The 14037-nt window shown below is 67.7% G+C and carries 13 protein-coding genes and 2 pseudogenes; 7 read left to right on the top strand and 8 right to left on the bottom strand.

The annotated features are described in order from the left end of the window. Positions 1-107 precede the first annotated feature (107 nt). Positions 108-467: pseudogene (locus IPG63_01225) on the top strand (Uma2 family endonuclease). A gap of 3 nt (positions 468-470) precedes the next feature. Here the strand turns inward: IPG63_01225 and IPG63_01230 are convergent. The 3 genes from IPG63_01230 to IPG63_01240 are packed head-to-tail and all read right to left on the bottom strand — an operon-like array spanning position 471 to position 1596. Continuing rightward, positions 471-848 carry a hypothetical protein gene (locus IPG63_01230; protein MBK6725875.1) on the bottom strand — a complete coding sequence of 126 codons (378 nt, stop codon included), beginning with the start codon at positions 846-848 and terminating at the stop codon, positions 471-473. A 3-nt stretch (positions 849-851) separates the two neighbouring features. After that, on the bottom strand, positions 852-1349 hold the full coding sequence (locus tag IPG63_01235) for an ATP-binding protein (GenBank protein MBK6725876.1): 498 nt from the start codon (positions 1347-1349) through the stop codon (positions 852-854). After that, positions 1309-1596, bottom strand: coding sequence for a hypothetical protein (locus IPG63_01240; protein ID MBK6725877.1), 288 nt, complete (start codon positions 1594-1596; stop codon positions 1309-1311). The genes IPG63_01235 and IPG63_01240 overlap by 41 nt, the downstream gene beginning before the upstream one ends. 197 nt (positions 1597-1793) lie before the next feature. On the opposite strand from IPG63_01240, the gene IPG63_01245 reads away from it, so the two are divergent. From IPG63_01245 to IPG63_01270, 6 genes and pseudogenes are all read left to right on the top strand, one after another. Continuing rightward, positions 1794-2033 (top strand): hypothetical protein, encoded by a 240-nt coding sequence (locus tag IPG63_01245; protein ID MBK6725878.1) that lies wholly within the window; start codon positions 1794-1796, stop codon positions 2031-2033. A gap of 3 nt (positions 2034-2036) precedes the next feature. After that, positions 2037-2396, top strand: a pseudogene (locus IPG63_01250) (putative toxin-antitoxin system toxin component, PIN family). A 154-nt stretch (positions 2397-2550) separates the two neighbouring features. Further along, a complete protein-coding gene (locus IPG63_01255) occupies positions 2551-3513 on the top strand; it encodes a sensor domain-containing diguanylate cyclase (protein MBK6725879.1) in 963 nt (320 codons plus the stop codon). Positions 3514-3594: 81 nt separating this feature from the next. Continuing rightward, positions 3595-4128: a hypothetical protein gene (locus IPG63_01260; GenBank protein MBK6725880.1), complete on the top strand. Its 534-nt coding sequence runs from the start codon at positions 3595-3597 to the stop codon at positions 4126-4128. Between the two features lie 4 nt (positions 4129-4132). Beyond that, positions 4133-4690, top strand: a complete 558-nt coding sequence (locus tag IPG63_01265; GenBank protein MBK6725881.1) for a cob(I)yrinic acid a,c-diamide adenosyltransferase — start codon at positions 4133-4135, stop codon at positions 4688-4690. Positions 4691-4696: 6 nt separating this feature from the next. Further along, a complete protein-coding gene (locus IPG63_01270) occupies positions 4697-5617 on the top strand; it encodes a histone deacetylase family protein (GenBank protein ID MBK6725882.1) in 921 nt (306 codons plus the stop codon). A gap of 22 nt (positions 5618-5639) precedes the next feature. On the opposite strand, the gene IPG63_01275 is transcribed toward IPG63_01270, so the two are convergent. The 5 genes from IPG63_01275 to IPG63_01295 form a co-directional block, all read right to left on the bottom strand. After that, the gene (locus IPG63_01275; GenBank protein MBK6725883.1) at positions 5640-7238 is read right to left on the bottom strand and encodes a diguanylate cyclase; all 1599 of its coding nucleotides are present in this window, start codon (positions 7236-7238) and stop codon (positions 5640-5642) included. A 144-nt stretch (positions 7239-7382) separates the two neighbouring features. Continuing rightward, entirely contained in the window at positions 7383-7898 is a 516-nt protein-coding gene (locus tag IPG63_01280) for a GNAT family N-acetyltransferase (protein ID MBK6725884.1), read from the bottom strand. A 164-nt stretch (positions 7899-8062) separates the two neighbouring features. Further along, positions 8063-9769, bottom strand: coding sequence for a CPBP family intramembrane metalloprotease (locus tag IPG63_01285; GenBank protein ID MBK6725885.1), 1707 nt, complete (start codon positions 9767-9769; stop codon positions 8063-8065). Positions 9770-9951: 182 nt separating this feature from the next. Beyond that, entirely contained in the window at positions 9952-10206 is a 255-nt protein-coding gene (locus tag IPG63_01290) for a type II toxin-antitoxin system prevent-host-death family antitoxin (GenBank protein MBK6725886.1), read from the bottom strand. A gap of 230 nt (positions 10207-10436) precedes the next feature. Beyond that, positions 10437-14027 carry a response regulator gene (locus IPG63_01295; protein MBK6725887.1) on the bottom strand — a complete coding sequence of 1197 codons (3591 nt, stop codon included), beginning with the start codon at positions 14025-14027 and terminating at the stop codon, positions 10437-10439. Between the last annotated feature and the right edge of the window lie 10 nt (positions 14028-14037).

The following is a 14037-nucleotide window of genomic DNA, read 5'->3' on the forward strand; positions in this document are numbered from 1 at the left end:
AACACGGCCCGCTTCGCGCGGGCCGTGTTGTTTTTCGGAGACGCCGGATACCGGCACAGCGCATTCGGACGACCGCAGTGCCTTGTCGTCCAGCCTCTCTTCCACTGCTTTTCGAGCCGGACGTGGCGGTCGTCTGCGATCCCGCCAAGATCGACGCACGCGGCGTTCGCGGCGCGCCGGATTTCATCATCGAAGTGCTGTCGCCCAGCACCGCCAGCTTCGATCTCATCGAGAAGCGCCAGCGCTACGACCTGGCCGGCGTGCGCGAACTCTGGCTGATCGACATTCCCTCGGGCGTGATCACCCTGTATCGCCAGGACCCTGCCGCCCAGAATCCAGCACGCTTCGCCCCCGCCGAAATCCGCCGAGCCGAAGGCAACATCCTGATCACCGCCCTCGCCGGTCTGACGCTCGATCTGGACTTCATGGCCGCGCTACGCAAGCAGGGAGAAGCTCCCGAGGACTGAGATTTATCGAGCGGCATCGCTAGGCAACTTTGGACAATGCTCATCCCTGGCGATGTACCACTTTGCGCAATGCTCCAGTTCCTCGTCGTCCTCGCAGTAGCTGATGGTCTCCGAGATTCCCATGCAGTCTCCATGCTTTGCTGCCAACCACAACCAGTGTCGCGCCTCCACGACGTCGTTGTTCCTCATGCCCACATATCTGCTAAGTCGGATCATGGAGAAAACGTCACCTTGCAGCGCCCTTCTCTCGACCTCGACCGCTTCAGCATCAGTGGCAATATCCTCAAGCTCGATCACCTGGGCTTGGCTGGACGCCACGGTGCAGGCGACAGGCGCTGCGAGACAAACCAAGAGAAATGACCACTTCAGATTCGAGAGCATGAACTAACCTCCGGGCTGGAATCGGCGCCAACGACCCGGCTCATCGTAGATGGGGACGTTCCTGTTGAGCTTTGCATCGAACCTGATGTGCGCAAAGACGTAGGGTATCTGTTCGTCGATGACTTCGAGCAGGTCGTGGCGTGCGGCCTGATCGAGCGGGGTCATGCCCCAATCGTCGAGGATCAACACGTCGATGCGCGCGAGTTGCGCAAGCAGTTTGCCGAAGCTGCCGTCGGCATGCGCGATGCGTAGCGCTTCGGTGAGCCGCGGCACGCGCTGATACAGCGCCGGGAAGCCTTGGCGGCAAGCATGTTGCGCCAGCGCACAGGCCAGCCAAGTCTTGCCGACGCCGGTCGGACCGGTGATCAACAGACTCTGCTTTTGTCGGATCCAGTCGCCGCCAGACAGCGTGGCGATGAGCCGCTTGTCGAGTCCGCGGCCCGGACTGTGGTGAGCGTGCTCAACTGAAGGCGCCCACCATCGCGCCATGCAAACTGCCATTGCCGATACCTCCGGACCGGAAGCCGGCAACCACCACTGCCCCGAATTCACCGAAAGCGGCGATCATGAAACCCGCACCGGGCAGAAAGATGGAAACCACGACCGCCGCAATCTGGCGCCAGTACTTGCGGATGAAGTTCAGGCCGCTGGGGGCGGTGTAGCTGAGCGGGTTGTTGAGGACGTAGGTGTAGCGATTGAGATTCTGGGCGTTGTAGAGCTCCTGCACGACCGGGTCCGGGGACAGCATCCGGCCCAGTGCCGGATCGCAGAGGCGGCCGTTGCTTCGATCTGAACCGCAATCCCGCGCGACGCGGCTTCGCTATGAGTGCGCCAACACACTGCACGCCAGCCGGCTATGCTTGCGCAACGGACACTGAAGTATCTGAGGCTGAGGCCGAGCGCAGCCGCGTCGCCAAGAGGGCCGTTCGCAAGGGAGAGATCTCCATGACCCGCATCACCGTATCCCTGCCCGACGATGTCGTTGAACGCGCCAGGAGCGCCGGCCTGCTCTCTGACGACGCCATCCGCCAGCTACTGGAGGACGCGATGCGTCGCGACGCCGGGCGCCGGCTATTGCAGCTTGCAGGCGACCTGCACGTGGCCGACTTGCTGCCAATGACCGACGAAGAAGTCGTGGCGGAGGTCCACGCTGTACGAGCCATGCGTCACGCACAGCGGCGCTGACCGGTGCGGTTCGTGCTCGACACCGATGTCGTCGTATCGGCGTTGATCTGGGGTGGCGTGCCTTTTCGATTGCTACAAGCAGCGGCGACGGGCGATGTCCTGCTATACACCTCGCCGGAGTTGCTGGACGAACTGCGCGATGTGCTTGCCCGCGAGCATCTCGCTTCTCGCCTGGCAAAAGAGATTTCCTCGGTAGAAAGAGCCATAGCGCTTTACGGCGAGCTCGCGATCAGCATCACGCCGCGCTCTGTCCCCAGAGTCGTTCTGGCCGACCCCGACGACGATCACGTTATCGCCTGTGCGCTGGCCGCCCGCGCCGATGCGCTGGTGTCCGGCGATCGCCACTTGCTCGGATTGGGGTCTCCTGGAACCGCATCGCCATCCTTACTGCAGCGCAGGCGATCGAGTTCCTTGGGACCGCCACCTCGGCCCGCGACTGACGCACCTCGAGAGACTGGGCCCAAGGCGCCTCCCCACCCTCACAACCACACCACCCACCGGTCGCTAGGCTGGCGGCATGAACGTTCGAGCTGCGCTGCCCCTGCCGCCGTTTCCCGACTTCGCCAGTGCATCGCGGGCGGTGGTGGGGTTTCTGAATGCGGAGGTGCCGCTGGCGGTGTGGAGCGTGAACCGGGCCGAGGGCGAGACGATGCTGGTGCTGCAGCCGAGCGCCGACAACGGCTACGGACTGAAGCCGGGGGATTCGATGCGTTTTGCCGACACGCTGTGCGCGGCCATGGTCGCGGGGCGGGCGCCGCACATCGCGCCCGATGTCGAGGCGGTGGCTGGATACCGCGATGCGCCCGCGCGTCGCCACGTGCCGATCGGCAGTTACCTGAGCTTCCCGCTGCAACGCGCCGACGGCGCGCTGTTCGGGACCCTGTGCGGCTTCGACCCGCAGGCGCAGTCGCCGAGCCTGGTCGATCAGCAGCCGTTGATCGAACTGCTGTCGCGGCAGCTTTCGACCATCCTGCAATTCGACCTCGAGCGCGAGTCGGCCTGGCGCACGGCGCTGCAGCACGAAGCCGCGGCGATGACCGACGCGCTCACCGGGCTTGGCAACCGCCGTGCCTTCGACCTGCTCGGCGAACGCGAAGAGCAGCGCTGTCGGGACATCGGCCAGCGCCTGGGCGTATTGGTCATCGATCTCGATGGGCTGAAGCCGGTCAACGACACCCAGGGACACGCCGCCGGCGATGCGTTGCTGCGCCGCGCCGGTGCGGTGCTCACGGCCAGCGTGCCGACGACGGCGCACCTGAGCCGGATCGGCGGCGACGAGTTCGCGGTGCTGCTGCCGGGCCACGGACTGGCCGCGGTCGAGCGGCTCGCGGGCGTGCTCGGCGGCGCACTCGCCGCATCCGGCATCGACGCTTCGCTCGGATGCGCCGAGCGCAAGCCGCACCGAGGCCTTGCCGACGCCATCGCGCGGGCAGACGCGGCCATGTACGCCGACAAGGCCGCCCGCCGCATGCGCCGCTGACCGCCTGCCCGGCCGCGGCCCCACCCGCCCGTCGCCGGCCTCCACTAGAATGCCCCATCCCGCAATCCCCCGGAGTTCGACATGCCGCAAGCCTTCCGTTCCGACCGCGCCCGCCTGGTGCTGCTGATCGCCCTCGTCGTGGCCGCCGCGCTGACGCGCCTGCTGCCGGGGCGGCCGCCGAACTTCTCGCCGATCGAGGCGATGGCGCTGTTCGCCGGTGCGGTGTTCGCGAGTCGCTACGTTGCGGTGCTGGTGCCGTTGGCGGCGATGCTGATTTCGGACGCGGTACTCGGATTCCACTCGGGCATGTGGGTGGTCTATGGCTGCATGGCCGTGATCGCGCTCGCCGGCACCCGCCTCGGCGCCCGCATCAGCGCGCTGCGCGTGGCCGGCTACGGTTTCGGTGCTGCGCTGTTCTTCTTCGTCGTCACCAACTTCGTGGTCTGGACCGGCTCGGGCATGTACCCGCTGACCTCTGCCGGTCTGGTCGAATGCTACGTCGCCGCGATCCCGTTCTTCCGCAACCAGATCGCCGGCGTGCTGGTGTACTCGACGATCCTGTTCGGCGCGCACGCGCTGCTGCAGCGCCGCGCGGTCGCCACCGCCGCGGCCTGAGGCCATGGGCAACCGCCTGAGCAAGATCTACACGCGCACCGGCGATGACGGCAGCACCGGCCTCGGCGACGGCACGCGCGTGTCCAAGGACAGCGCGCGCGTCACCGCCTACGGCACCGTGGACGAGTTGAACAGCGCGCTCGGCGTGGTCATCGCCTGCGGCCCGCCAGCACCGATCGAGGACATGCTCACCGAGATCCAGCACGAGCTGTTCGACCTCGGCGGCGAACTGTGCATCCCGGGCAGCGCAATGATCCACGACGCCGACATCGCGCGCCTGGAGCAACGCCTGGACGGGCTCAACGCCGACCTGCCCGCGCTCAAGGAGTTCATCCTGCCGGGCGGCGGCATGGCCGCTGCGCAGTGCCACGTCGCGCGCACCGTGGCGCGCCGCGCCGAACGCGAGGTGGTCACGCTGTCGCACCACGACGCCGTGCGCGCGGAAGCGGTGCGCTACCTCAATCGCCTGTCCGACCTGCTGTTCGTGCTCGCGCGCGTGCTGGCGCGCTCGGCTGGGCACGGCGAAACGCTGTGGAAGCATGAGCGCCGCAAGCGCGGCTGAACGCGCATGATCCTGACCCATCCGGCCTGCCTGCGGCACGATCCCGGACCGGGTCATCCCGAATGCCCGCAGCGCCTGCACGCGGTGTTGCGCGCGCTCGCCGCGGCCGAGTTCGCCGGCATCGCGCGCGTCGAGTCCTCGGCCGTGGCGCGGACGCTGGTCGAGCGCGTCCATCATGGAATCGAGTTCACCCAGATCTTCGCGCACGCACCGCACGTCGAGCGCCTGCTGCTCGATGCCGACACCGTGCTGCACCCGGCAGCGGATTCGCTCGCTGCGGCGCTGCATGCCGCCGGCGCCGTGGTCGACGCGGTCGATGCCGTGCTCGACGGCCGCGCCCGCCGCGCGTTCTGCGCGGTGCGCCCGCCCGGACATCACGCCACACCCACACGCGCCATGGGCTTCTGCGTGTTCAACAACATCGCGCTCGGCGCCCGTCACGCGCTCGATCGCGGCGTGGAGCGCATCGCCATCCTCGATTTCGACGTGCACCACGGCAACGGCACCCAGGACTGCTTCGCCGACGAGGCGCGCGTCTGCTTCGCCTCCTCGCACCAGTGGCCGCTGTACCCGGGCACCGGCGCGCTGCACGAGACCGGGATCGGCAACGTGTTCAACGCGCACCTCGCTGCCGGCGCCGGTTCGACCGAATTCCGCGCGGCCTGGTCGCAGCAGCTGCTGCCCGCAATCGACGCCTTTCGCCCGCAACTGCTGCTGGTCTCGGCCGGATTCGACGCGCATCGGCTCGACCCACTCGGCGGCCTCGACCTCGACACCGCCGACTACGCCTGGCTCACCCGCGAGATCGTCGCCATCGCCGAGCGCCACGCGCAGGGCCGTGTCGTCTCCTCGCTTGAAGGCGGCTACAGCCTCACCGCGCTCGCCGAAGCCAGCAGCGCTCACTGCCGCGAACTGTTCGCGCGCTGAGCCAAGACGCTGCGCGCTCGACTCAGAGCACGCTGACCCGATCCCGACCTTGCTGCTTGCTGGCGTAGAGCGCCTGATCCGCACGCTTCAGCGCCGCGTCGATCGACTCGCCCTCGCGCTGCAACCCCGCGACGCCGATGCTGATGGTCAGTGGCAGCGCGCGGCCAGCGAATCGCACCGGTTCGGCGGCGACGTTCTGGCGAATGCGTTCGCCAACGCCGCGCGCTTCCTCCACGCTCATGCCCGGCAGCCCGACCACGAACTCCTCGCCGCCATAACGACCGAAGAAGTCGCCGATGCGCAGCGACGAGTGAATGCGCCGCGCGACCTCGCGCAGGCACTCATCCCCGGCATCGTGGCCGTGCTCGTCGTTGACGCGCTTGAAGTGGTCGATGTCGGCGAACAGCAGGGCCAGCGGGCGGTCGACCCGCCGCGATTCCAGCTCCGCCGCCTGCAGTCGCTCGTCCAGCGCGCGGCGGTTGTAGGCCGCAGTCAGCGGATCGTGTCGTGCCAGTGAGTCGGCGGCATCCCGCTCGCGCTTGTACTGCAGCATGCGCTCGACCAGACCGATGAACAGGATCGTGCCCAGGAACAGGAAGCTGAGCGTGAACAGCATGCTCATGGTCGGATTGAGCGCACGCCCGGCCAGCACCTCGCCCACGCGCCAGAGCGCGAGCACCATCAACGGCAGCAGCGACCACAGCAGCAGGCGGATGGAACGGTCACCGGCGCGCACGCGCAGGACACAGGCGGCGAGCAGGAGCAAGCTGCTCGCGACGATGTTGAGGTTGCCGATCTGCGCCCACATACGCGCGCTGGCGCCGACCCCGAACAGCAGCGTGTTCGCCATGCCCAGCGCAAACACCAGCAATACCGGCCATTGCAGGCGCGCCAGCCGCGGCGTATTGCGCGGCATGTCGAGCAGGTGACGCACGAACAGCGCGATCATCAGGCTGGCGCCGTTGGCGGCGAACACCAGCGGGCTGCGCAGGTCGGCGGCCAGCGAAGACAACAGCGGCCAGCGGTAGAACTCGCCGCTGCCCGCCAGCACATACAGCAGCGAAAAGCCCAGCGCACCGGCGAGCAACAGCAGGCTGCGCTCGCGCAACGCCACGCCCATGCCCAGACCCGCCAGCGCCAGCGCCAGCAGCGCGCCATTCACCAGCGATTGGCCGCGCACCCAGCGCTGGTCGCGGACGCGCAACTCCTGCTCCGGCTCGATCGCGAGCACATGCGCGGCGAAATCCGGAATCGAAACCTGCAGATACAGCGGCTCACCGGCACGCAGCCCGCCCCGCAGCGGCAAGGTCAGCAGACTGGCGGAGAAACCGAGGTCGGCATGTGACCCCATCGTCTCGCGCTGCAGCGACTGAGCGTGCCCCGACCGCCACAGCGTCATGCGGCTCGCGGTCCAGGTGCGCAGCACCAGCATCGGTTGCCGATCCGCCGGCCAGTCGCGACTGCTTTCCACCCGATACCAGCCCGATGCGGTGGGCTGCGGACGCAGCACCGCATCTTCGACTGCGATGAAACGATCGTCCAGGTCCCCGGCAAGCATGGCCGGCACCGACCCCGGCTCGCCCGCAAGGCGCGACACGCTCAGATCCGCTTGCGCACGCACGCAAGCACTCCAGCCCACAACCAGAGCCAGCAGCAACGCGTGCAGAAGTCGCAGGTTCCCCATCACCGGATCATCCGTCTTCGGCCGCGTGCGCTGCAAGCGCGTGGCGGAGGCGGCTCGGTTGCGCGTGCCGCGCCGATTAGGTCAATGCGCCAGGGACAACGCCATCACCAGATCCCGCTGCGAGTCGTTGCCGAGCGGGAAGACGTGGTCGCCGACTTCGACGAAACCGCAACGACGATAGAACGCGAGCGCCCTGGGATTGCGCTCCCAGACACCGAGCCAGATCGCGTCCGCGCGGCGGTGTCGCGCCTCGGCGATACTGGCGGTCATCAGTTCCTGCGCGACGCCGTGCCCGTGCCAATCAGCGAGCACGTACAGCCGCTGGATCTCGCCGGGCCGCAGCGCGACCACGCACGCCGGCGCCTCGCCCCAGCGCAGCTGCGCGTAGCCGATCAGGTCGCCCGTGTGCTCCGCGAGCAGCGTGGTCCTGCGCGGATCGGAAATCTCGGCGGCCTGCAATGACTCGCCGTAGCTCCGGCTGCAGTGCAGGTCCATGTCCTCGGCGCGGTTCAGGGCAGCAAAGGTCTCCCGAAACGTCTGCTCGGCGAACCGTGCGAGCCGTGCGGCGTCGCTATGAACTGCATTGCGGATCAACATTGGCGACTCCCCAGAAGTGGCTCGCGGACTGCACAGGAAAGCCGGCGCCGAATTGCCTGCTGCGAACGACGCCGCAGGAAATGCGCAAGGCGCTGCGCAGTAGGGCGATCAAGGCGTTGCGCGCGGAGTCTAGATTGCATGGATCAGGCCAGGAGACCGTGCGCTCAACTCGACTGCAACCAGAACGCCACGGCATTGTTCATCGCATGCAGCAGAATCGCTGGTAGCAGCGCGCCGCTCCAGCGCACCAGCCACCCGGCAGCCAGGCCCAGCGCGAGGTAGTAGACGAATCGCGGCGGGTCATCGTGCATCAGTGCGAACGCCAGTCCCTGGGTCAGGTTGGCCCAGCCAAAACGGATATGCTGGGTCAGGCCGCCGAGCAACAAGCCGCGGAACACCAGTTCTTCCAGCACGGGCACGAGCAGCGCAAGCAGCATCAGGGCCACTGGCAACCCGTGGCTGCTCGTGCCATCGGCGATCAGGGCGGTGATTACGCGCGTCTGAAAGGTCTCGATGGGCCGTCCCTGTTGCGCGAGCGCCAGCCCGTAGCCCACCGCCCAAACCAGTAGCAGTGCCACCGGGATGCGCCACAAACCGATCATCGGCGCGCTGCCCCACAGCAAGTGGCGCGGCCCAAACTTGGAAAGCGTCGGAAGCAGAACCAGCAGTGCCGCGAGCGTGCCCCAGAGCATCGCTGGAAATATCTGCCCGGAATGCACATCGATCTCGCCCTCGAAGAGGAATACGAGGTCATCGGTCGCGATCAACATCATCGTCAGCAACGGCACACAGAACAGCACGGAGCAGCCGAACCATGCCTGCCACAGGCCAATGCGGGGAAACAGCGGCGTCGACCGATGGCCACGGGCGCGGCGCACAAGCCCACGATAATGTACCGGCACAAGGACCAGTGCCGGCATCAGTGCCAGCACAAGCACGATCGCGAACAGCGCCGCCAATGCCGGCCAGATCGCCGTCTGGCCGAGGCTGGCAGGGTGCCGCTTGATCAGCTGAAGGCTGCGCGTCATCGCTCCAGGAAAATCGTCCGCGGTAACTGCTGCATGGACGGAAGCCACGCGCCAATCACGCTGGGCCATCGCCAGATCGAAAGCCATCGCAGCAAAGTCGGATTCGTCCGCCGCTCCGGTGCGCTGCAAAGCCTCTTGCGCTGCTGCCAAGCGTCCCGACCGCAGCTCGATCCGGGCGACCACAGTTGCCTGCAGTTGCTCTGCGAGCGAGAAGTGTCGACGCAGCTCGCTGCGCGCGACGTTGGTGTCCGGTAGCGCAAGTGCTGCGCGCAACCGGGCATTCGCGTCCCAGACGCTCTCGGCGGGCTTGGCCTTGGCGAGCAGGACTGCCGCCTCGACGTACTTGCGTTGTCCGGCGAGAAATGCCGCGCCTTCATCCACCAACTCGCCGCTGCCAAGCTCGGCGGCGACGACAGCGAAATGCCCCGATCGCTGATCATCCGAGCCTTGCCAGTACAAATGCTCGGCGACGCGGCGGCGCAGGGAACGGTCCCAGGACGCGCCAGCGCTCAACAAGGCTTCTCCCCGTGCCCGAACGCCTTCGCCCCATTCCTGCTCGAACAGGAACACCTGAACCTCCGGTACGTCGGCGAACTGCGTCTGCAATTCCTCGACGCAGTCCGCGTGCAGAGATTCGGCCTCCTCGATCCAGGCGCCGCCCTCCTCGTCGCGAAAGTTGCCGAGATACTCGCAGCGACGCAGCACCGCAGATGCATCCGCCTCAGGTTCGCCGTCTGCACGAAACAGTTCGAGCTGCGACTGGAAAGCACGCTCCTTCGCAGCCTCGAATGCCGCCATCGCCTTGTCGACACTCAGCGTCTCGGACGGCGCTGACGCGATCACGCGCCCACTCGTCGCAATGAGCGCACAGCAAGACAGGCTCGCCATCAACACATGTCTTGCCAACCCCGTGTGGGAGCGCTTTCGGGGCCGAGGCGCGGCGCATGGCACATCATCGCCATGGCGAACTTTCGTTGACCCCGTACCGTCGGCAAGGTCGCTCTGCCGCCAGCAGAAAACCGCCTTCATCCGACCAGTTTCCGTACCTTGCCGCGACCAGACTCAAGATCCGCGACAGCAGCAAGCAGCCGCCGCGCATTGCGGGGGCTGCGCAGCAAGAAGGCGGTCTCTTCCAGCGCGTTGTAGTCATCAAGCGACATCATGACCACCGCCTGGCGCTCGCCGTTGCGGGTGATGATGACTGGATCGTGGTCGTTGCAGACACGATCCATCGTGTCGGCCAGCTTGGCACGTGCGGCAGTGCAGGTGATGGCATCCATCGGCGATCTCGAAGCGTACGGCAAATCGTACATGTCTCGGCTAGCGCGGACGAGCCACTGTCACCTCGCACTCCGGGGGGTGGCACATGCCGAAAATGCCGACCACAAGAGTCACCCAACGCCACCGCGGGTGATGTTCCGCGGTTCGGAGCCGCCCACGCAGTTGGTCTCCGGCTGTTCGCGCTTCCTGCGATGGCAGCGGTCCGCAGGCCGGGGCCCGCTGGTTTTCGCTAGCCCTCGTTGCCTGCGTCATCGACCGCAGCGAGGGCGCGTATCGCCGCGCGCAGGCCGGCGATGTCGAGCGGTTTGCGCAGGAAGGAATCGAAGCCGGCGGCGCGCGCCTCGACCTCGGTGTTGGCTTCGCTGCGCGCGGTGATGGCGATCGCCGGCACCCGGCGACCGCAGCGGCCACGCAGCAACGGCAGCAAGTGCAGGCCGCTCATGGCGGGCAAGTCGAGGTCGCTGACGATCAAGGCCACGCCGGCATCGGCGTGATGCAGCGCGAGCATCGCCTGGTCGGCGCTGCGCACGCTGGCGCCGAGTCCGCCGAGCATCGCCGCGACCACTTCGCAGGTGGTGGCATCGTCCTCGACCAGCAGCACGATCCGCTCCTGCAATGGACGCTCCGAATCTGCAGCGAACGCCGTCGCCGCGCTTGTCGTCGCCACCGCTTCCGTCACCGAATCGACATCCGGTTCCGCGCTCGCGGCCAAGGGCAAGTACACAGTGAAGCACGAACCAACACCTGGGGTGGACTCGAGCGCGACCCGCCCGCCCATCAACTGCGCGAGCTGGTGCACGATCGCGAGCCCGAGCCCGCTGCCGCCGGAACGTTCGCCGAGGCTGGTCTGCTCGAAGCGCTGGAACAGGCGCGCACACTCGTCGGCGCTGAGACCAGGGCCGCTGTCGCGCACGCTGATGGCGATATCGCCGCCTTCGCGCCGCGCGGTCACGGCGATCTCGCCGCGCTGGGTGAACTTGAAGGCGTTGTTCATCAGGTTCAGCAGGATCTGGCGCAGGCGCGTCGCGTCGAAGCGCGCTCGGCACGGCACCTCGGCGGCGATCACGAGCGTGCAGTCGATGCCGCGGGCACGGATCAAGGGCGCCTCGAGCGCATGCACCTCGCGCAGCAGTGCATGCAAATCGCCCTGCGCGAGGTTGAGGCTGAGCTTGCCGGACTCGGCGCGCGACAGGTCGAGCAGGTCGTTGACGATGCGCAGCAAGTGCTGCCCGGAACGCAGCACGGTATCGAGATAGTGGCGCTGGGTGCCATCGAGCGTGGTCTGCCCGAGCAGTTCGGCCATGCCAATCACACCGGTCATCGGCGTGCGAATTTCGTGCCCGACGGTGGCCAGGAACTCGCTCTTGGCAGCGCTCGCGGACTCGGCCAGACGCCGGCGCTCCTCAGCCAGCGCGAAGGCATGACGGCGCTCCAGCCGCGCGCGATGGCCACGCCAGAGCAAGGCGAACAAAAGCGCCGCCAACCCTGCGTAACCGACGTAGGCTGCGGTGCTGGCCCACCACGGCGGTGTCACCTGCAAGCGCGCGGTCAGCGTGCCCGCGGCATCCACGCCCACGGCATTGGCGGCGCGCACCTGCATGCGGAAGCGACCCGCCGGCAACCGCGCCAGCACGCGTTCGCCGAGTTCGCTGCCTTCGACCCAGTCGGCATCGAAACCCTCGACGCGGAAGCGGTACCGATTCGAGCGCGGGTCGATGAACGACAGCAGGCGCGCACTGACCTGAAGTTCGTGGTCGTCCGGGCCGAAGCCGAGCGCATCCTTGCCCGGATCGAACGCGCGCGCATCGTCGCCGTGCAGATAGCGCAACGTGCTCCAGCGCAACGGCGAGGCCGGCGCCGGCGCCACGCGCGCATCCGCGTCGATCGAGAGCAGGCCTTCGCTGCTCAACCAGACCATGCGCCCGGCATGCCGCACTGCACTCGGCTTCGGCGAGAACTGCACGCTCGGCAGGCCATCGGCGGCGGTCACTGCGCTCAGTCGCAGCGGTTCCGGATCGACCCGCCACAGCCCACGCGGCCCGCTCAGCCAGACGCGACCACTGACGTCGGCAAACAGCGACGCGGCCTCGGCCGCGGGCAGGCCATCGCCGGTGGTCAACCTCCAGCGCAACGAGCGCGACCCGCCGTCGATGCGATAACGCGACAGGCGGCCGTATTGGTGCACGATCAGATCATCGCCGGTGAACAGGAACGCATGCACGCGTTCGGCGGTGATGTCATCGGCGGCGACGAAACGGTCCGTGGCGGCATCGTAATGGCGCAGGCCGGAGCCATCGGCCAGCCACAGCCGACCCTCGGGACCGATCGCCATCTGCTCGATGTCGTCGCTGACGAAGCCGCGTTCGCCGACCAGCCAGACGCGATTGCGACCGGCGCTGGTCATCTGGTTCAGACCGGCAGTCAGGGCGCCGATCCACAGCGTTCCGTCCGGCGTCTGCGCGATGTACTCGGGTGCGCCCTCGGCCCAGGGCTCCCCCGCCTGCGGCAGCCGGTCCAGCGTGTCTTGCGCCGGATCGAAGCGCAGCACGCCGTTTCGGTGCGGCAGCCACAAGGCACCGGCGGAATCGCAGTGGATCGCCGCCAGCCGCTGCTTGCGCAGTTCCGCCGCCTGGCGCGACGCGGTCCAACGCTGCACGCTGCCATCGGCGCCGATGCGCGTCAGCTCACCTGCGGTCGCGAGCAGCCACAGCGCGCCGTCGGGACAAGTCGCGATGCCGCTGGCACGACCCGGTGACAGGCTGTTCGCATCGAGCGGGTCGTGGCGCAGCAGCTGCACCCGCGCCCAGTCCGGGCGCAGGTAGGCGAGCCCATGCGCCTGCAACGCGAACCACAAGCCGCCTTCGTGATCGCGCAGCAAGTCAGTGACGTGCACATCCGGCAAGGACTCCGGCACGGCGGGCCGGTGGCGAAGCCAGTCACGCCGGCCATCGGCACCGATGCGCAGCACGCCGCCTCGGGTTGCCACCCAGGTCTCGCCGGGCGCGCCGTCGATGACCGATTCGATGATGCCCGCCTCCGCCGGCAACTCGATGCGCTGCAGCGTGTCGCCACTGGCGTCGCGACGGAACAGCGCGTTCTGCGCGCCCACCCACAACCGACCATCGGCGGTGACCGCGACCGTGTTGACCAACGGCAGTTCGGCCACGCGCCGCAGCGGCCCGGGATGCTCGGCGTCGGCGTCGTCGATGCGCCACAGGGCATCCAGCGTTCCGACCCAGAGCACGCCATCGTGGTCAACGGTGAGGTCGAGCACGGTTGCCGTTTTCAGCGCCGCGTCGACATCGGCGATGCGATCAAGCGCCGCCATCTCCCCGGTCGCCGGACGAAAGCGCGTCACGCCCTGCGCATAGGTGCCGGCATAGACCTGCCCGGCAGACGTCTCTGCGAGCGCGAACACATCGCCACCACGCAGTCCATCGCCCGTTGCATCCGCGACGTGGCGGGTAAAGCCGCGGCCCTCAGAATCGTCGAGCACGGCCAATCCGCTCGACTCGCAACCGACCAGAATGCGTCCGGCGCGTGTCGCGAGCACGGTCTGCACGTCATTGCAGGGCAGCGACGCCGGATCGGCCGGATCATTGCGGAACACGCGGAACTCGCGCCCATCAAAGCGCGCCAGGCCATCGCCCGTCGCCACCCAGACATACCCCTGCGGGTCCTGCACCACCTCCAGCGTCGCCGGCGAAGGCAGGCCATCGGCCGCGCCGTAGTGGCGAAAGCGCGGCTCGGCGGCACCAACCTCCAGCGCGGCGGCACCACTCACAAACACGAAGCAGCAACGGGCGGCAATGCGCATCATCCCGCGACGA

The sequence above is a fragment of the Lysobacterales bacterium genome (genome assembly GCA_016703225.1).
GTDB lineage: Bacteria > Pseudomonadota > Gammaproteobacteria > Xanthomonadales > Ahniellaceae > JADKHK01.